The sequence below is a fragment of the Tardiphaga sp. 866_E4_N1_4 genome (assembly GCF_052076075.1).
Lineage (GTDB): Bacteria > Pseudomonadota > Alphaproteobacteria > Rhizobiales > Xanthobacteraceae > Tardiphaga > Tardiphaga robiniae.
On the sequence record NZ_CP197242.1, the window covers coordinates 5,091,907 to 5,111,190 of the forward strand.

The following is a 19,284-nucleotide window of genomic DNA, read 5'->3' on the forward strand; positions in this document are numbered from 1 at the left end:
AGCGGGCGTCCTTTTGTCGTACGGAGACTTCGATGCCGATCAATGACACGCTCAACGCCTTTGTGGATCATGGCCACATCGAAGTGCAGACCACGACAGAGGGGCCTCTCGCGGGTCTCACCTTTGCGCTGAAGGATTTCTTCGATCTCGCCAATGTGCCAACCGGCGCCGGCAGCCCGGAATGGCTGGCGACGCATCCGGTGCCGACAAAATCGTCGCCGGTCGTGGATCGTTTGTTGAATGCCGGCGCGAAGCTGGTCGGCAAGACGCATGCGGACGAACTGGCCTGGAGCCTCAACGGCGAGAACGCGCATTACGGCACGCCGATCAATCCGGCTGCGCCCGGCCGCATTCCCGGCGGCTCGTCGAGCGGGTCGGCCGCAGCGACCGCTGGCGCGCTGGTCGACTTCGCCATCGGCTCCGACACCGGCGGCTCGGTGCGTTTGCCCGCCAGCTATTGCGGTGTCTACGGCATTCGCACCACGCATGGTCGCATTCCGCTCGACGGTGCGGTGCCGCTGGCACCGAGCTACGACACTGTCGGCTGGTTTGCGCGCACGCCCGAATTGATGGTCGAGGTCGGCAAGGTGCTGCTCGACAATGCGCGTGCCCCGCGTCGGCCGAAGAAGGTTCTGATCGCGGCCGATCTGTTTGGCGCGGTCGATGAAACGGTTCGCAACCTGCTGCAGCCGTCGGTCGATCGCATCAAGGCGCTGGTTGGCGCGAGCGAGGAGGTGGATGTCGCGAGCGGTGAACTCAACGCTTGGCGCAACACCTTCCGTGTAGTTCAGTCGGAAGAAGCCTGGGCCGCGCAGGGCGAATGGATCAAGGCGACGCAGCCGAAGCTCGGCCCCGGCGTGAAGGAGCGTTTCGCTGCTGCGGCGGTTCTCGATCCCGCCGAAATCGCGGCTGCGCAGGCCATTCGCAAGACGATCGTTGAACGCGTGCTGTCGCTGCTGACGGCCGATACGGTCATGCTGTTGCCGACAGCACCCGGTATTGCGCCGCTGCGCAATACACCGGATGCGACGCTCGACGTATTTCGTGCCCGCGCGATCGAACTGCTGTGTGTGTCCGGCCATGCCGGCACGCCGCAGGTTTCACTACCTGTGGCAAAACTCGACGATTGCCCGATCGGGGTGTCGATCATGGGCGCGCGGGACTGCGATGAGGATATTCTGGCGCTGGCCGTGGAGTTGGGGAAGTAACGCACCGGCCGTGTGCTCCCTCTCCCCGCTCTGCTGTTCAGTCCGGACAGATCGCTGACAGGTGTTCGGAGACATAGTTGACACATTCAGATTGGCTGGAGTCCTCCTTTTCAGGAGGTTTCCATGCCATGGCGCGAGGTGTCGGCAATGGATCAACGGCGGGAGTTTGCCCTTTTGGCAATGCAGGAGGGCGTCAATCGGCGAGAACTGTGTCGGCGGTTCGGGATCAGCCCGCAGACCGGCTACAAATGGCTGGCGCGGGTCGAGGCCGGCGATGCGGAACTGGCCGATCGGTCGCGGCGACCGCTTGTCAGCCCACGACGCAGCAATATGGCAATCGAGACGCTGGTGCTTGCGGTGCGCGATGCCCATCCGGCCTGGGGCGCGCGCAAGATTGCGTACTGCCTGCAGCGTGACGGGATGACACCGCCGGCGATCTCCACCGTGCATGAGATCCTGCACCGCAACGGCCGCATTATCCTGCCGCCGGGCGGCGCAACACAGCCGCTGCAGCGCTTCGAGAAGGAGGCGCCCAACCAGCTATGGCAGATGGATTTCAAAGGGCGCATGCCGCTGGCCAACAACGCAGCATGCCATCCGCTCACCGTAATCGACGACCACTCGCGCTATGCACTTTGCATCCAGGCCTGCGCAAACGAACAGAGTGCAACCGTGCAGCAGCGGCTGATACAGACTTTCCGGCGCTATGGTCTGCCGGACGCGTTCTTCGTCGACAACGGCTCGCCTTGGGGCGACAGCGGCGGCTCGCGCTGGACTGCCCTGCGGGTCTGGTTGCTCAAGCTTGGCGTCGACACGATCTATGCAAGGCCGTTCCACCCGCAAAGCCGCGGCAAGAACGAACGCTTCCACCGTTCCCTCAAGGCCGAAGTATTCGCGGCACGCCGGTTCCGCGACTTTGCCGAACTACAGCGCGCTTTCGATACATGGCGCACCGTCTACAATCTGCAACGCCCCCACGAAGCACTCGGCATGGACGTTCCCGCTACCCGTTACAAACCCAGCACGCGGCCGATGCCCGACAAAATCGTCGAGGTCGAATATGCCAGCAATGACATCGTGCGCCGCGTCTCAGTCAATCCGCGCATCGACTTCAAGGGCCGGCGATGGCGCGTACCAAAAGCCTTTCGCGGCGAACGGCTGGCAATCCGCCCCTTGGACAGCGACGGCCACTACGGGATTTTCTTCGGCAGCCGGAAAGTCGCAGAAATCGACTTGACTGGCACAAAAAGTGTCAGTGATGTCTCCGAACAGGTGTCAACCATGTCTCCCGACTGAACATCTGCGCGGGGAGAGGGGTGGGGTGAGGGGCTGGGCACTCACTAAAATAAATCGAATGACGTTGCGGGTCGCACAATCCGATCTGAGAGATCAATCATTGAGGAGAGGCGCTGCCACGCCCCTCACCCGACCGGCTACGCTGCGCTTTGCCGGTCGACCTCTCCCCGCAATGCGGGGAGAGCGACTGTCTTGTTGGTCAAGCGTTTTGATGCTGCCATGGGGTCTTGTCTCGCAGGATGGCGTTGAGGATGGTGAGCAGCTTGCGGGCGAGGGCGATGATAGCGACGAGCTTGGGCTTGCCGGCGGCGACAAGCTTGTCGCGGAACAGTTTGAGCTGCGGATTGAAGCGGGCGGCCACCATCGCTCCCATGAACAACACGCGGCGTACATTGGCCCGGCCGCCGCCGATGAAGCTCTTGCCGCGCCACTGGCCGGATTGCCGAGTCCATGGCGCCAAACCGGCGAGCGCCGCAATCTGACGACGATCTAGTGTGCCGAGCTCCGGCAGTTCGGCAATCAGGCTGCGCGCGATGGTCGGACCGATGCCGGGCACCGACACCAGCAAGTCTTCTTTCTCGGCCCAGGCCGGCGATCCCCGCACGTGATCGCCGATGTCGTCGTCCAGTTCGGACAACTCCTTCTCCAGTGCCTTGTGGAGCCGGGCGATGCTCTTCTTCAGCCGCAGATTGCTGACGCGCCGTGCACGCTGGCTTTCCGCGGCAATCATCTCGACGATCTGGCGCCGACGTGCCACCAGATCGGCTAGCAGCCGCGTCGTCGCATCGGGAAGCGGCCGCAGTTGCGGTTTGGTCGCCTCGGCAAAATGCGCGATCACCATGGCATCGATCGGATCGGTCTTGGCGCGCTTGCCGAGGGCATTGGCAAAGGCGCGCACCTGCGCCGGATTGACCACCACCACAGGCAGATCGGCGCCGGCCAATCCTGCGGCGACGACCGTCTCAAAGCCGCCCGTCGCCTCGATCGCCACCATCCGTGGCGGCCGCGCTTTCAGCCGCGCGATCAGATCATCGATCCCCGCACCATTGCGGGCAACCGCAAAACTCTCACCGCCCGGACGCAACGCCACATCCAGCCGATCCTTCGACACATCGATGCCAACATAAATCGCGTCCATCTGATCCCATCCTTGCGCAACCGGGCTTGCTGAGCGGCCCAAGCGACTGTTCGGGTTCGATGGAACGGCAAGCAAGGACCCGCGCTCTCCCACGGGCTTGGTGTCCCTCAGGTCACTCGGTCTCCCGCCTGCCACCGCTCCGCACAACTTAGCAGATCCGGCGGCTGGCAAGTTACAAGGTTAAGTAAGACTACTTCGCCTTCCCTCCGCCCTTCTCGGCCGCACGGCGCAATGCTTCCGCAAATGCACCACCGCCGCTCTCCTGCTTGGCAGGCGCACGCGACGTCATCTGGCGCTCGTTGAAGCGCGGGCCGCGATCGGCTTGCGGGCGATCGGCCTTGGCGCCGACAGGATCGTCCATGCGCAGCGTCAGAGCGATGCGCTTGCGGGCGACTTCGACTTCCAGCACCTTCACCTTGACGATGTCGCCTGACTTCACGACCTCGCGCGGATCCTTGATGAAGGTCTTGGACATCGCCGAGATGTGCACCAGACCATCCTGATGCACGCCGATATCGACGAAGGCGCCGAAGGCAGCGACGTTGGTCACAGTGCCTTCGAGCACCATGCCGGGCTTGAGATCGCTGAGCTTCTCGACTCCTTCCATGAACACTGCAGCCTTGAAGGCGGGGCGGGGGTCGCGACCGGGCTTTTCGAGTTCTTTCAGAATGTCGGTGACCGTCGGCAGGCCGAAGGTGTCGTCCACGAAGGTCTTGGGCTGCACCTTGCGCAGGATCTCGGCATTGCCGATCAGCGCCTTGATGTCGCTCTTGGTAGCTTCGAGAATCTTGCGCACCAGTGGATAGGCTTCCGGATGCACGCCGGATTTATCAAGCGGATCCTCGCCGTCATTGATGCGCAGGAAGCCGGCGCATTGTTCGAACGCCTTCGGGCCAAGCCGCGGCACTTCCTTGAGCGCCTTGCGTGACTTGAACGGGCCGTTGGCATCGCGGTGCTGCACGATGCTCTGTGCCAATCCGGTTCCGATGCCCGACACGCGCGCCAGCAGCGGCGCCGATGCGGTATTCACATCGACGCCGACGCCGTTCACGCAGTCTTCCACGACGGCATCGAGCGACCGCGCCAGTTTGCTCTCGCCGAGATCGTGCTGGTACTGGCCGACGCCGATCGCCTTTGGATCGATCTTCACCAGTTCGGCCAGCGGATCCTGCAGGCGGCGCGCGATCGACACGGCGCCGCGCAGCGTGACGTCGAGTTCGGGCAATTCTTCGGAGGCAAAGGCCGAGGCCGAATAGACCGAGGCGCCGGCTTCCGACACCACGATCTTCGACATCTTGAGGTCCGGCAGTAGCTTGACCAGCTCCATCGCCAGCTTGTCGGTCTCGCGCGAGGCCGTCCCGTTGCCTATGGCGATCAGATCGACCTTGTGCTGGACGGCGAGCTTGCCGAGCATGGCGAGCGACGCATCCCACTGGCGCTGCGGCTCATGCGGATAAATCGTGGTTGTTGCGACGACTTTACCGGTAGCGTCGATAATCGCGGTCTTCACACCCGAACGGAAACCGGGATCGAGACCCATGGTGACGCGCGCGCCGGCAGGCGCTGCGAGCAGGAGATCGCGCAAATTGGAGGCGAACACGCGGACGCCTTCTTCTTCCGCCGCAGTCCACAGCCGCATGCGCAGGTCGATGTTGAGATGGACCTGGATCTTGGTGCGCCAGGCCCAGCGGGTGGTTTCGGTCAGCCACTTGTCGCCGGGGCGGCCCTGATCGGAGACGCCGAAGCGGTTCATGATCTTCAGCTCATAGGAGCTGGGTGCGGTTGTTGGAGCAGGCGTGGCCGGTACCGGCTCGGGCTGCATAGCGAGGTCGAGGATCTCTTCTTTCTCGCCGCGAAACAGCGCTAGAATGCGATGTGACGGCAGCTTGTGCAGCGGCTCGCTGAAGTCGAAATAGTCCTTGAACTTCTCACCTTCGGTCTTCTTGCCGGTGCGCACGGTCGAGGCCATCAGGCCGCTCGACCACATCTGCTCGCGCAGCGCGCCGATCAGATCGGCATCTTCGGCGAAGCGCTCGACGAGGATCGCGCGCGCGCCGTCGAGCGCAGCGGCGACATCGGCGACGTTCTTCTCGGCATTGACGAAAGCTTCGGCAACTTTCTTCGGATCGTTCTGCGGCTCGGTGAGCAGCAGTTCAGACAGCGGTTCAAGGCCGGCTTCCTTGGCGATCTCGGCCTTCGTGCGGCGCTTCGGTTTGAACGGCAGATAAATGTCCTCGAGACGGCCTTTGGTGTCGGCAGTCATGATGGCGGTTTCGAGCGCGGCATCGAGCTTGCCCTGTTCGCGCACTGATTCCAGAATCACGAGGCGACGTTCTTCGAGTTCGCGCAGATAGGTCAGGCGTTCTTCCAGCGTGCGCAGTTGTGCGTCATCGAGACCGCCGGTGATTTCCTTGCGGTAGCGTGCAACGAAGGGCACCGTGGCGCCGCCGTTGAGCAGTTCTACCGTTGCCGCGACCTGCTGTTCGCGCACGCCAAGTTCGTCTGCGATCTTCTGATTGATGTTTGCCACGCGTAGAGATTCCTTCGAAATTCCGTGGCGGGTCATACCGCCGTCGCAAAACGCTTATGGACCGATGCCGCACGATTCATCAACCCCGGCGGATGCAGTCGATTGTTCTGTGGATCGCGTTGTTTTGCTTCGAAAATTGCAGTGTTCGATGCGCTTCATGACAGTGCGGCTGTGCAAAAATATAATGCTAGATCGCGGCCTGCGAACTGTGTAGACGGACGTTCCTTTCGGGAGCGGCAATGTCGGTTTGTGGTCTGGATTTTGGGACGTCGAACACGACGCTAGGCACGGTCATCAATGATGTTCCGGTGCTGGCGGCGCTCGAAGACTATCATGTCACAATTCCGAGTGCGATCTTTTACAAGGCCGATACCGGCGCCTTCATTGGCCGGAAGGCGATCGAAGCCTATGTCGAGGGCGCGCCTGGCCGCTTGATGCGCAGCCTCAAATCCGTGCTCGGCACGTCGCTGATCGACGAGACGACACGCGTCGGCCGCGAGCGCGTCAGCTTCCGCAATGTCATCGCCTATTATCTCGGTGCGGTGAAGCGGCGTGCGGAACAGGCCACAGGGCTTGAACTCCGCCAGGTCGTCCATGGCCGTCCCGTCCATTTCGTCGATGACAATCCGGCGGGCGATGCCAAGGCCGAAGCTACGCTGCGCGCCATAGCGAAAGACGTCGGCTTCGAGGACGTCACGTTCCAGTTCGAGCCGATTGCCGCGGCGCTGGATTACGAGCGCCAGATCAATTCGGAGGAGATCGCGCTGATCGCCGATATCGGCGGCGGCACGTCGGATTTCTCCATCGTGCGCCTGTCGCCCGAGCGGCACCGTCATGCCGACCGCAAGGACGACATTCTCGCCAATGATGGCGTGCGCATCGGCGGTACCGATTTCGACAGACATCTCAGCCTCGGCGTGATCATGCCGCTGCTCGGCTATCGCTCGGCGATGAAGCGCGCGGGGCTCGATGTGCCGTCAGGCTATTTCCACGATCTGGCGACCTGGTCGAGCATCAACCGGATGTACGATTCCAAGGTCATGAATGAGGTGAAACAGGTGCGCTATGAGGCACAGCAGCCGGAGCTGCTGGATCGCTTGGTGCGCGTACTGGACGAGCAGCGCGGCCACACACTGGCCATGGAAGTCGAGGGCGCCAAGATTGGCCTGTCCGACAAGCCGAAATCGAGCATCGCGCTGGACTGGATCGAGCCGGGTTTGGCCGCTGGCGTCGCCCGCAAGGAACTCGTCAGCCACACCCAGTTGCTCGCCGATCGGATCACCGCGCGGATCAAGATCTGCCTGAACCAGGCCGGATTGAAGCCCGAAGCGATCGATGCGGTGTTCCTGACCGGCGGTTCGGTGCAGCTCGCCCATGTCCGCAAGGCGATCACGGCGGCGCTGCCGGCCGCCCGCGCTATCGATGGCGACACGTTCGGGGCCGTCGGCAAGGGTTTGACTGTCGAGGCGGCCCGCCGCTACGGGCACGGCTAGACCCAAAGGCCAGGGCAGTAAAAGGGGGCTGAACGCCTTGTGGTTATGCGTGGCGGTCGCTTGATCCGGCGCCCGGCACAGCCATATTAAGTCCATGGCGAAGCTCTCGAATCGCGACAGGATTCTCACGGCAGGCCTCGCGGTCGTGCATGCGCGCGGCTATGCGGGCGCCAGTGTTCGCGACATCGTGCATGCCGCGGGCGTGCCGCAGGGCACCTTCACCAACCACTTTACCTCCAAGGAAGAATTCGGCCTCGAGATCATCGATCTCTATTTCGCGAAGGGTCGCGAACTGATGGCGCAGACGCTGCGCAATGAGGGCCTGTCGCCACTGGCGCGGTTGCGCGCCTATATCGATGCCAACGTGGCCCGGCTGAGCGAAGACCAGATGTGCAACGGTTGCCTGTTCGGCAACTTCACGGCCGAAGCCAGCGACCACAGCGATCTCATTCGCGACCGGCTGCTGACGATCTTCGCCGATGTTCAGCAGAGTATTGCCGAATGCCTGACCTCCGCGGTGAAAGCCGGCGAGCTGCCGGCCGACTTCAAATGCGCGGAGGTTGCGGGTTTCATCGTCTCCTCGCTGCAGGGCGCCAACCTGCTGTCGAAAGCCGAACGCAGCCCGGCACCGATTGAGCGCTTCGCGCAGGTGCTGTTCACGCAGGTGCTGCGCTGAGCTGATTGCTGCTCTGCACAGACATTGCCGCTCCTCGGCTCTTTCGCTAAACCGTGCGACATGACAGCGCGGCCCGCAGAGGCCGTCGCCGACAACAAGCGACCGGGAGTGAACCATGAGCCAGACCGCCGTCGGCGCGCGCGCCACGCGCAGCGCAAAATCCGACATCGAAACCTCGACCATCCGCGCCATTTCCTGGCGGCTGATCCCGTTTCTGGTGCTGGCTTATTTCCTGGCCTATCTCGACCGCGTCAATCTTGGCTTCGCCGCGCTCACCATGAATGCCGAGCTGAATTTCTCGCCCACCGTTTTTGCGTGGGGCGCCGGCATCTTCTTCATCGGCTATTTCATCTTTGAGGTTCCCAGCAACATCGCGCTGGAGAAATTCGGCGCCAGCCGCTGGATCGCGCGCATCATGGTGAGCTGGGGCATCATCTCCGCGCTGATGGCGATCGTCAGTGGCCCGTGGAGCTTCTACACGCTGCGCTTTCTGCTCGGTGTCGCTGAGGCCGGCTTCTTCCCCGGCATTATCCTCTATCTCACTTACTGGTTTCCGGCCGAATATCGCGCGCGTTTCCTCGCCGCCTTCGCGATCGCGGTGCCCGTATCCACGGTGATTGGCGCGCCGATCTCCGGCATGCTGCTGGGGCTCGACGGTGTCATGGGCCTGAAGGGCTGGCAGTGGTTGTTCATCATCGAAGGGATTCCTTCGGTCATTCTCGGCGTCGTCACCTGGTTCTATCTCACCGACAAGCCTGAAAAGGCCGAATGGCTGACGCCTGACCAGAAGATGTGGCTGTCCGACAAGCTGGAAGGCGAGCGTCTCGCCAAGGAGAGCGCCCATGGCATGACGCTGGGGCAGGCGCTGTCGTCGCCGAAGGTGCTGATGCTGAGCGTGATCTATTTCGGCTTCGTCGGCGCGCTCTATGGCATGCAGTTCTGGCTGCCGCAGATCGTGAAGGCGTTCGGCTTCACCAACCTGCAGACCGGTTTCGTCACTGCGATCCCCTATCTGTTCGGCTCCATTGCCATGGTGCTGTGGGCTCAGCATTCCGACAAGACCCGCGAGCGCGTCTGGCATGTCGGCCTGCCGCTGCTGCTGACCGCCGTGGCGCTCGCGCTGTCCGGCATTTCCACCAATCCGACCCTGACCATGGTCGCGCTGACGGTCGCGGCAATCGGCGTGTTCTGCACCTTCGCACTGTTCTGGACGCTGCCGACGGCGTGGCTCAGCGGCACGGCGGCGGCCGGCGCCATCGCGCTGATCAATTCGATCGGCAATCTCGCCGGCTTCGGCGGTCCCTATCTGATCGGCTGGGTCAAGGAATTGACCGGCAGCACCTCGACCGGGCTTCTGGTCCTGGCGGCGATGCCGCTGGTCGCCGGTATTCTCGTGCTGGTCGGCAATCACGGGACAGCAACGGAGTTCGCAGCTACCGGCAAACCGGCGCGGGTGAAATAAGGCCGGGATGGGGTGCGGCAATCTGCCGAAATTGTGACCACTGACGAATATTGACATTCGTCAGTGGTCACGCCTAAGTTCCCTTCGAACATTCATTCGAAGGACGCTCGTGATGCTCGGCCACACCAAAGTCAGCGCTTCCCGCAAGCCATTCGCTGCCGCGCTCTTGCTGATCCCAGCCCTTGCTCTGGCCGGATGCGGCAAGAAAACTGAGGCGGAAGCCAAGCCAACCCGCCCCGTGCTGGTCGCGACTGTGCATTACGAGCCGGAATCGCCGCAGCGCAGTTTCGTCGGCACCATCCGCCCGCGGATCGAGACCGATATGGGCTTCCGGGTCACCGGCAAGGTCGCCAAGCGCCTTGTTGAGGTCGGGCAGAACGTCGAGATCGGCCAGCCACTGGCTACGCTCGACGAGGTCGATCTGAAGCTGCAGGCCGAGCAGGCCGTCGCCGAACTCAACGCATCCACGGGCGTGCTGGCCAATGCCACTGCAGCCGAGGGCCGCGCCACCGAATTGCGCGCCAAGGGCTGGTCCACTCAGGCACAGCTCGATCAGGCCAAGGCCACAGGCGACGAAGCCCGCGCGCGTCTCAATCGCGCCGAACGCTCGGTCGAACTCACCAAGAACAGCCTTTCTTATGCGACGCTGATCGCCGACACCCGCGGCGTTGTCACCGCGACGCTGATCGATGCCGGGCAGGTCGTCGCCGCAGGGCAGGCCGCCATCCGTGTCGCGCGTTTCGGCGAGAAGGAGGCGGTGGTTTCCATTCCGGAAACGCTGGTTGGCCGCGCCAAGGAAGGCAAAGCTAGCGTGACGCTGTGGTCCGAGCCCGGCAAGCAATATGCCGCCAAGCTGCGTGAACTTGCGCCCAATGCCGACACCGCGACGCGCACTTATCTCGCCAAGTTCTCGCTGCCCGAGGCCGACGACAAGGTGTCGCTCGGCATGACGGCGACGCTGACGCTGTCCGATCCCGCCACCGAACGCGTTGCGCGCGTGCCGCTCTCGGCGCTGTTCAGCCAGGGCAACAACCCTTCGCTCTACGTCGTGAACGCATCGGGCGACGTCGCGCTGCAGCCGGTCAAGGTGAAGTCCTATGAGAGCAACGACGTCATCATCTCAGGTGGCGTCGATGAAGGTGCCAAGATCGTGACGCTGGGCGTGCAGAAGCTCGACCCGGCGCTGAAGGTTCACGTCGTCTCCGCATTGTCGTTTTAAGACGCTCGCATTCAAAGGACGAAGCCGATGCATCGCTTCAACCTCTCCGCCTGGGCCGTCGCTCATCCGGCACTGATTTTGTTTCTGATCATCGCGCTCGGTGTCGGTGGCTTCTTCTCTTACGAGAAGCTCGGCCGTGCCGAAGATCCATCTTTCACGGTGAAGGTCGTTAACGTCACGGCGATCTGGCCGGGGGCGACCGCCAAGGAAATGCAGGAACAGGTTGCAGATCCCATCGAGAAGAAGATGCAGGAACTGCCTTACTTCGAAAAGGTGCAGACCTATTCGAAGCCGAACTTCACGGCGCTGCAGGTCACGTTCAGGGATAACGCGCCCGCCAAGGAAGTACCGTTCCTGTTCTATCTGTTGCGCAAGAAGCTCGCGGACGTGCAGGGCAGCCTGCCCGCCAATCTGATCGGGCCGACGGTCAATGACGAATTCAGCGACGTCGATTCCATTCTTTACATGATGACCGGGGACGGCGCCGATTTCAAACAGTTGAAGGTGGTCGCTGAAGGCTTGCGCCAGCGCCTGCTGAAGGTGAAGGGTGTCACCAAGGTCAATCTCTACGGCACCCAGGACGAGCGCATTTTCGTCGAATTCTCCCACGCCAAACTGGCGACGCTCGGCATCACGCCGCAGACGCTGTTCGACTCGCTCGCCAAGCAGAACGCGATCCAGCCGGCGGGCACGGTGGAAACCTCGTCGCAGCGCGTGCCGCTGCGCGTCACCGGCGCGCTCGATGGCGTGAAGACCGTCGCGGAGACGCCGGTCGAGAGTAACGGGCGCACGTTCCGCCTCGGCGATATCGCGACGGTCAGCCATGGCTTCGTCGATCCGCCGGATTTCAAGGTCCGGCAGAAGGGCCAATACGCACTCGGCATCGGCGTGGTGACGGCGAACGGCGCCAACATTCTTGAACTCGGCAAGGACGTCGAAAAGGCCAAGAACGAGTTCATGGTCGCCGTCCCGCAGGGCGTCAATGTCGAGCAGATCGCCGATCAGCCGCTGGTGGTCGAACATGCCGTTGGGGAATTCACGCACTCGTTCATCGAGGCGTTGGGCATCGTGCTGTTCGTCAGCTTCCTTGCGCTCGGCTGGCGCACCGGCATTGTGGTGGCGCTCTCGGTGCCGCTGGTGCTCGGTATCGTCTTCATGGTCATGAATGCGATGGGTATGGACCTGCACCGTATCACGCTAGGTGCGTTGATTATCGCGCTCGGCCTACTGGTCGATGACGCCATTATCGCGGTCGAGATGATGGTGGTGAAAATGGAGCAGGGCTGGGATCGTGTGCGCGCGGCGTCCTTCGCCTGGGAGTCCACGGCATTTCCGATGCTCACCGGCACGCTGATCACGGCCGTCGGCTTCCTGCCGATCGGCTTTGCGAATTCCGCAGTGGGCGAATATGCCGGCGGCATTTTCTGGGTTGTGGCGATATCGCTGATCGCCTCTTGGTTCGTCGCGGTGATCTTCACACCCTATATCGGCGTCAAGCTGCTGCCGAACTTTGCTGCCCACGGAAAGGCCAATCACGATCCGCATGCGGTCTATGAGACGCGCATCTATCGCGGGTTGCGCAGCGTCGTGCAGTGGTGCGTCACGCACCGCATCAAGGTGGTGGCTGCCACCGTCGGTATCTTCATCGCTGCCATCGTCGGTTTCGGCCATGTCCAGCAGCAGTTCTTCCCGTTGTCGGAACGTCCCGAACTGTTCCTGCAGCTGCGCCTGCCAGAAGGCACGGCCTTTGGCGTTACCGAAAAGGCGGTCAAGGACGCCGAGAAGCTGCTCAAGGACGACAAGGACATCGCCACTTATACGGCCTATGTCGGCCGCGGCTCGCCGCGCTTCTGGCTCGGCCTCAATCCGCAGCTCCCGAATGAGGCCTTCGCCGAGATCGTGATCGTGTCCAAGGATGTCGAGGCACGCGAGCGCATCAAGTCCAAGATCGAGAAGGCCGTCGCCGATGGCCAGCTGCCGGAAGCACGCGTGCGTGTCGATCGCTTCAATTTCGGTCCGCCGGTCGGTTTCCCCGTCCAGTTCCGCGTCATCGGGCCGGATACCGCGACCGTGCGCGATATCGCCTACAGGGTGCGCGAGGTTATGCGCGCCAACAAGAATATGGTCGATCCGCAGCTCGACTGGAACGAGCAGACGCCTTCTCTCAGGCTGGTGGTCGATCAGGACCGTGCCCGCGCCCTCGGCCTGACGCCGCAGGAGCTGTCGCAATCCCTGGCGATGCTGATCTCTGGCGCGTCGGTCACGACCGTGCGTGACGGTATCGAGAAGGTCGGCGTCGTCGCCCGTGCCGTTCCGTCGGAACGCCTCGATCTCGGCCGTGTGGGCGATCTCACCATCATCTCGCGCAACGGCGTTCCGGTGCCTTTGTCACAGGTGGCAAAGATCGAATATGCCCATGAGGAGCCGATCCTCTGGCGCCGTAACCGCGACATGGCGATCACCGTGCGCGGCGACGTCGTCGATGGCGTGCAGCCCCCGGATGTCACCAACCAGATCTGGCCGCAGTTGCAGCAGATCCGCGACAGCCTGCAGCCGGCCTATCGCATTGAGATCGGCGGCGCGGTGGAAGAATCCAGCAAGGGCAATGCCTCGATCGCCGTGCTGTTTCCGCTGATGATGATCATCATGCTGACGCTGCTGATGGTGCAGTTGCAGAGCTTCTCGCGCCTGATCCTGGTGTTCCTGACGGCGCCGCTCGGCATCGTCGGCGCCTCTTTGGCGCTGAACGTTGCCAACAAGCCGTTCGGCTTCGTGGCACTGCTCGGCCTGATCGCGCTGGCGGGTATGATCATGCGCAACGCCGTTATTCTGGTGGATCAGATCGAAACCGACGTGCGGCACGGCCTGACCCGCCGCGAAGCCATCGTCGAGGCGACCGTGCGCCGTGCGCGTCCGGTCATCCTGACGGCGCTGGCGGCCATTTTGGCGATGATCCCGCTGTCGCGCTCGGCCTTCTGGGGGCCGATGGCGGTCACCATCATGGGTGGATTGTTTGTGGCGACGTTCTTGACGTTGTTGTATCTCCCGGGTCTCTATGCCCTATGGTTTCGCAAGAGCCTGGATGAACGCGGATCGGGTGAGGATGTGGATCATCACGCACCGCACCATCACGACAAGCAACAGGCCTTTCCGCTTGCTGCCGAATAACTGAAGACTGCACGCCGAGATGACTCTGATTTCTGATCACGTCGAAGCCGATATGCGGGGCCGCATCGTTGTGGTCGCGGAAAAGCTGTTTCGTGAAATAGGCTACCAGAAGACCACCGTCGCCGATATTGCGAAGGTGCTGCGGATGTCGCCGGCGAACGTCTATCGCTTCTTCGATTCGAAGAAGTCGATCATCTCGGCCGTGGCGCAGCGGTTGATGGGGGAAGTTGAAGAGGCCGCTGGAGCGATTGCTGAAAATCCGCAGCCGGCCGCCGCGCGGCTCCGCGAACTGCTGACGTCGATCCATGAGATGAATGCCGAACGCTATGTCGGCGATGCCAAGCTGCATGAGATGGTCGCCATCGCCATGGAAGAGAGTTGGGATGTCTGCACTGCTCATATGGAGCGCATCACCGTTACCATCGGCGGTGTCATCGCGGACGGTGCTGCCAAGGGTGAGTTTCAGGCTCCGGACGTCGAATTGGCAGCCATGTGCGCCTGCACCGCCATGATGCGCTTCTTTCACCCGCAGATGATCGCGCAATGTGCGACGAAACCTGGCCCGACCCTGGACCAGATGATCGACTTCGTTCTTGCCGGGTTGGCCCCGCGGGGCTAGACGATCTCTCTGACGTCAATTCAGGGGATCTTCCGCGTGACCGCATTCGATCTGCATTCTTACGAGCCCGTCAACGGCCACGGCCTCAAGCACGATCCCTTCAATGCCATCATCGGTCCGCGTCCGATCGGGTGGGTCTCCTCCCGGGATGCCAATGGCCACGTCAATCTGGCGCCATACAGCTTCTTCAACGCCTTCAACTACACGCCGCCGCTGATCGGCTTTTCCAGCATCGGGATCAAGGACTCCGCCCGCAACATGCAGGCGACGAAGGAATTCGTCTGGAATTTGGCCACCATGGATCTGGCCAAGCAGATGAACGCCACGGCGGCGCATGTCGGCCCGGAAGTCGATGAATTCGAGATCGCCGGCCTGACGCCGGTGCCGAGCAAGCTGGTGAACGTACCTCGTGTCGGCGAGAGCCGGGTCGCTTTCGAGTGCAAGGTGACTCAGATCATCGAACTCAAGGGCGCGAACGGCGCTTCGGCCAACGCCTTCCTCACCATGGGTGAAGTCGTCGCCGTGCATATCGACAAGACCCTGATCGTGGATGGCGTGTACCAGACCGCATTGGCTGGCCCGATCCTGCGCGCCGGCCGCCGCGGCGACTATTTCCACATCAAGCAGGACGCCATGTTCGAGATGAACCGGCCGGACTGAGGCCGGCTATTCTTCCGGCATTTCGGTCGCGCGACCACTGGTCACGCGGCGGGAAATCGCCTTTCGGGAACCGTTGCGGTATCCTGTCGTTAATGATGGCTCGATGCTGTCAAATTTCGCTTGAATTTCAATGCGAAAGCCAAGGTGACACCGACACCGTCCTGCAAGAGCGTCTGCCTTTTGGCGCCCGTGGTCCGCCCGGACTGCTTGTCGTCTCGATTGAGAGGAAGCCTCCATGAGCTCGTCCAGTCTGCGCCGCGACCATCTCACCAAGCCGATCTTTGGCTGGGCCAAGGGCGTGCTACCGAAAATGTCGGATACCGAGCGCGAGGCGCTGGAAGCCGGCGACGTCTGGTGGGATGCGGATCTGTTCACCGGCAATCCGGATTGGGCCAAGCTGCTCGCCGTCAAGCCGGCCACACTGACCGACGAAGAACAGGCCTTCATGACCGGACCTGTCGATCGTCTCTGCGAGATGATCGACGACTGGAAGATCAATTGGGAATTGCGCGATCTGCCGCCGGACGTCTGGGAGTTCATCAAGCGCGAAAAGTTCTTCGGCATGATCATTCCGAAGGAATTCGGAGGTCTCGGCTTCTCGCCTTATGCGCATTCGGAAGTGGTGCGCAAAATTTCGTCGCGGTCGGTGGTCGCCGCCGTCACCGTGATGGTGCCCAACTCGCTCGGCCCCGGCGAACTGCTGATGAAGTTCGGCACCAACGCGCAGCGCCAGCGCTGGCTGCCGCGCCTTGCCGATGGACGCGACATTCCCTGTTTCGGCCTCACCAGCCCGGAAGCGGGCTCGGACGCGGCCTCGATGATCGACAGCGGCATCATCTGCAAGGGCACGTTCGAAGGCCAGGAGGTTCTGGGCCTGCGCCTCAACTGGCACAAGCGCTACATCACGCTCGGCCCGGTCGCGACGTTGATCGGTCTCGCCTTCAAGGCCTATGACCCCGATCACCTCGTGGGCTCACAGGATGAGCTTGGCATCACAGTTGCGCTGATCCCGCATGATCTTCCGGGCGTCGAGATCGGCCAGCGCCATCTACCGTCGATGCAGGTGTTCCAGAACGGCCCGAACTGGGGCCGCGACGTCTTCATCCCGCTCGATTACATCATCGGCGGTCAGGAGCGCTTGGGGCAGGGCTGGAAGATGCTGATGTCGGCGCTCGCCGCCGGTCGTGGCATCTCATTGCCGTCGCTATCTGCCGCCGGTGCCGCCTATGCCGCGCGCACCACCGGTGCCTATGCCCGCATCCGCGAGCAGTTCAACATTTCGATCAGCAAGTTCGAAGGCATCGAGGAGCCGCTGGCCCGTATCGCCGGCACGGCCTATCTGCTCGATGCCGCACGGCGCCTGACCTCGGCGGCGCTCAATCAAGGCCATCATCCCGCGGTTATCTCCGGCATCATGAAGCTGCATGCCACCGAGCGTATGCGCCTGGCCATCGATGATGCCATGGACATCCATGGCGGCAAGGCCGTGATCGACGGGCCGCAGAATTATATGGGCAATCTCTATCGCGCGGTGCCGGTGGGCATCACGGTGGAAGGCGCGAACATCTTGACGCGCAATCTCATCGTGTTCGGGCAGGGCGCCATCCGCGCGCATCCTTATCTGCTGCAGGAAATGAATGCGCTCGGCGATCCCGACAAGGCGAAGGGCTTAGAGGCCTTCGACACTGCGTTCTGGAAACATATCGGCCATAGCGTCACCACGCTGTTCCGCGCCTGGGGTCGCTGCTGGACCGGTGGCGTATTCGCGCCTGCGCCGGATGCCGGCGATGCCACACAGTTCTATCGCCAGCTCTCGCGTTATTCCTCGGCCTTCGCATTGTGCGCCGACATGGCGTTGCTGACGCTGGGCGGAGCGTTGAAGCGCAAGGAAATGCTGTCGGCGCGGTTCGGCGATATTCTCTCCGAGCTTTATCTGCTCTCGGCTGCGCTGAAGCGCTGGGAGGACGAAGGCCGCCAGCAGGACGACCTGCCGGCGCTTGAATGGTGTATGGCGTTCGGCTTCAAGACCATCGAGAACCGCTTTGCGGAGATTCTGGCCAACCTGCCGAACCGCTTTGTCGCCGGCATCCTCAAATTCATCGTGCAGCCATATGGTGCATCGGTGCTCGGGCCTTCGGACCGCGTGGTGCATCGCTGCGCGCAGATGATCCTGGAGCCGTCGGCGACGCGCGATCGCCTGACGCCGGATCTGTCGCATGTGGATGATGACCGCGGTCTCGCGCGGCTTGAGAAGGCGTTCAAACTGGTGACATCGAGTGACGATATTGCCAAGCGCATTCGGACGGCGAAGCTCAAGAACTGGAAGGATGCAGTGACGCAGGGCGTCATCACTCAGGCCGAGGGCGAAAAGCTCGCCGCTGCGCAGGAAGCCGTCAAGCTGGTGATCGAGGTCGATCACTTCGCGCCGGAAGAGCTGTCGCCCGGCTATAAGAAGTCCGATAACGTGCACCAGTTCTTCCAGGAACTTGGTGAGCAGCGGGCAGCAAGCTAATGGCAAGACTTTCATGACAAGACCAGTCTATATCGTCGACGGCAGCCGCACGCCGTTCCTGAAGGCGCGCAGTGGCCCCGGCCCGTTCACCCCTGTCGATCTTGCCGTTCAATGCGGCCGCCCGCTGCTGGCACGGCAGCCATTTGCGCCCGATGCCTTCGATCAGGTGATCCTCGGCTGCGTCAATGTCATCGCCGACGAGATGAACCCGGCGCGCGTCGCCGCGCTCAGGCTCGGTATGGGTGAGGCGATGGTGGCCTTCACCGTGCAGATCAATTGCGGCTCCGGCATGCAGTCGATCGACACCGGCTATCGCTATATCCGCGAGGGGAATGCCGATCTGATCCTAGCCGGGGGTGCCGAAGCGCTCAGCCACGCGCCGCTGGTCTGGCCGCAGAACGGCGTACGCTGGTTCGCCGGGCTTGCCATGGCCAAGGGTGTGCTCGGCAAGGTGGCGGCGATCGCCAAGGCCCGGCCGGCTTATTTCAAGCCGATCATCGGCCTTGAGCGCGGTCTCACCGATCCGATCACCGACCTCAATATGGGCCAGACCGCCGAGAAGGTCGGGCATCTGTTCGGCATCACGCGTGCGCAGGCCGATGCCTATGCCGTCGAAAGCCACAAGCGCCTTGCGTATGCGCAGGAGCAGGGCTGGCTGAAGGGTGAGGTTGAAACCGCCTTCGATCGCAAGGGCAATTTCTACGACCACGATGACGGCGTACGCGCGGATTCGTCGGTCGACAAGCTCGCGACACTGAAGCCGGTATTCGAACGTCCGTGGGGGCAGGTCACCGCCGGCAATTCTTCGCAGATCACCGATGGCGCATCATGGACGATTCTTGCGTCCGAAGAAGCGGTGGCGAAACATGGTCTCACGCCGAAGGCGGTGATCATCGACAGCCAGTGGTCTGCGCTCGATCCGTCGATCATGGGGCTCGGTCCGGTGTTGTCGTCGAACGATCTGTTGAAGCGCAACAACATGACGATTCAGGACATCGAGACCTGGGAGCTCAACGAAGCCTTCGCCACGCAAGTACTCGGCTGTCTCGCCGCCTGGAAGGACGAAAAATTCTGCCGCGAGGTGCTCGGCCTTGATGGCGCCGCGGGCGAGATCGATCGCGCCAGGCTCAATGTCGATGGCGGTGCGATCAGCCTCGGCCATCCCGTTGGCACGTCTGGCAACCGTATTGTGCTGCATCTCGTCAATGCGATGAAGCGGCTTGGCACCAGGCGGGGTATCGCTACCGAATGTATCGGCGGCGGCCTCGGTGGCGCGATGTTGATCGAGACGGTGTGAGGGCGT

Annotated in this window: 13 protein-coding genes; 11 read left to right on the forward strand and 2 right to left on the reverse strand. The window is 62.4% G+C overall.

Going from position 1 to position 19,284, the window contains the following annotated elements:
* Nucleotides 1-32: 32 nt before the first annotated feature.
* Both AB8B20_RS24535 and AB8B20_RS24540 read left to right on the forward strand, forming a co-directional pair.
* A complete protein-coding gene (locus tag AB8B20_RS24535) occupies nucleotides 33-1,208 on the forward strand; it encodes an amidase (protein ID WP_439073291.1) in 1,176 nt (391 codons plus the stop codon).
* A 123-nt stretch (nucleotides 1,209-1,331) separates the two neighbouring features.
* Complete coding sequence (locus AB8B20_RS24540; protein WP_439072339.1) at nucleotides 1,332-2,504, forward strand: IS481 family transposase; 1,173 nt, start codon at nucleotides 1,332-1,334, stop codon at nucleotides 2,502-2,504.
* A 199-nt stretch (nucleotides 2,505-2,703) separates the two neighbouring features.
* On the opposite strand, the gene AB8B20_RS24545 is transcribed toward AB8B20_RS24540, so the two are convergent.
* Both AB8B20_RS24545 and AB8B20_RS24550 read right to left on the reverse strand, forming a co-directional pair.
* The gene (locus AB8B20_RS24545; RefSeq protein WP_439072572.1) at nucleotides 2,704-3,642 is read right to left on the reverse strand and encodes an IS110 family transposase; all 939 of its coding nucleotides are present in this window, start codon (nucleotides 3,640-3,642) and stop codon (nucleotides 2,704-2,706) included.
* Between the two features lie 190 nt (nucleotides 3,643-3,832).
* Nucleotides 3,833-6,172 (reverse strand): Tex family protein, encoded by a 2,340-nt coding sequence (locus AB8B20_RS24550; RefSeq protein ID WP_439073290.1) that lies wholly within the window; start codon nucleotides 6,170-6,172, stop codon nucleotides 3,833-3,835.
* Between the two features lie 239 nt (nucleotides 6,173-6,411).
* Between AB8B20_RS24550 and AB8B20_RS24555 the strand changes: the two genes are divergently transcribed.
* From AB8B20_RS24555 to AB8B20_RS24595, 9 genes are all read left to right on the forward strand, one after another.
* Nucleotides 6,412-7,665 carry an Hsp70 family protein gene (locus AB8B20_RS24555; protein ID WP_089262612.1) on the forward strand — a complete coding sequence of 418 codons (1,254 nt, stop codon included), beginning with the start codon at nucleotides 6,412-6,414 and terminating at the stop codon, nucleotides 7,663-7,665.
* A gap of 94 nt (nucleotides 7,666-7,759) precedes the next feature.
* Nucleotides 7,760-8,341: a TetR/AcrR family transcriptional regulator gene (locus AB8B20_RS24560; protein WP_184513309.1), complete on the forward strand. Its 582-nt coding sequence runs from the start codon at nucleotides 7,760-7,762 to the stop codon at nucleotides 8,339-8,341.
* A 115-nt stretch (nucleotides 8,342-8,456) separates the two neighbouring features.
* Nucleotides 8,457-9,803: an MFS transporter gene (locus AB8B20_RS24565; protein WP_089262608.1), complete on the forward strand. Its 1,347-nt coding sequence runs from the start codon at nucleotides 8,457-8,459 to the stop codon at nucleotides 9,801-9,803.
* A 112-nt stretch (nucleotides 9,804-9,915) separates the two neighbouring features.
* Complete coding sequence (locus AB8B20_RS24570) at nucleotides 9,916-11,022, forward strand: efflux RND transporter periplasmic adaptor subunit (protein ID WP_439073289.1); 1,107 nt, start codon at nucleotides 9,916-9,918, stop codon at nucleotides 11,020-11,022.
* 27 nt (nucleotides 11,023-11,049) lie between these two features.
* On the forward strand, nucleotides 11,050-14,190 hold the full coding sequence (locus tag AB8B20_RS24575; protein WP_439073288.1) for an efflux RND transporter permease subunit: 3,141 nt from the start codon (nucleotides 11,050-11,052) through the stop codon (nucleotides 14,188-14,190).
* Between the two features lie 19 nt (nucleotides 14,191-14,209).
* On the forward strand, nucleotides 14,210-14,809 hold the full coding sequence (locus tag AB8B20_RS24580) for a TetR/AcrR family transcriptional regulator (protein WP_089262602.1): 600 nt from the start codon (nucleotides 14,210-14,212) through the stop codon (nucleotides 14,807-14,809).
* 36 nt (nucleotides 14,810-14,845) lie between these two features.
* Nucleotides 14,846-15,469, forward strand: a complete 624-nt coding sequence (locus AB8B20_RS24585; RefSeq protein ID WP_439062100.1) for a flavin reductase family protein — start codon at nucleotides 14,846-14,848, stop codon at nucleotides 15,467-15,469.
* Between the two features lie 235 nt (nucleotides 15,470-15,704).
* Complete coding sequence (locus AB8B20_RS24590; protein ID WP_439073287.1) at nucleotides 15,705-17,981, forward strand: acyl-CoA dehydrogenase; 2,277 nt, start codon at nucleotides 15,705-15,707, stop codon at nucleotides 17,979-17,981.
* A 13-nt stretch (nucleotides 17,982-17,994) separates the two neighbouring features.
* Complete coding sequence (locus tag AB8B20_RS24595; RefSeq protein ID WP_439073286.1) at nucleotides 17,995-19,278, forward strand: acetyl-CoA C-acetyltransferase; 1,284 nt, start codon at nucleotides 17,995-17,997, stop codon at nucleotides 19,276-19,278.
* Nucleotides 19,279-19,284: the final 6 nt, after the last annotated feature.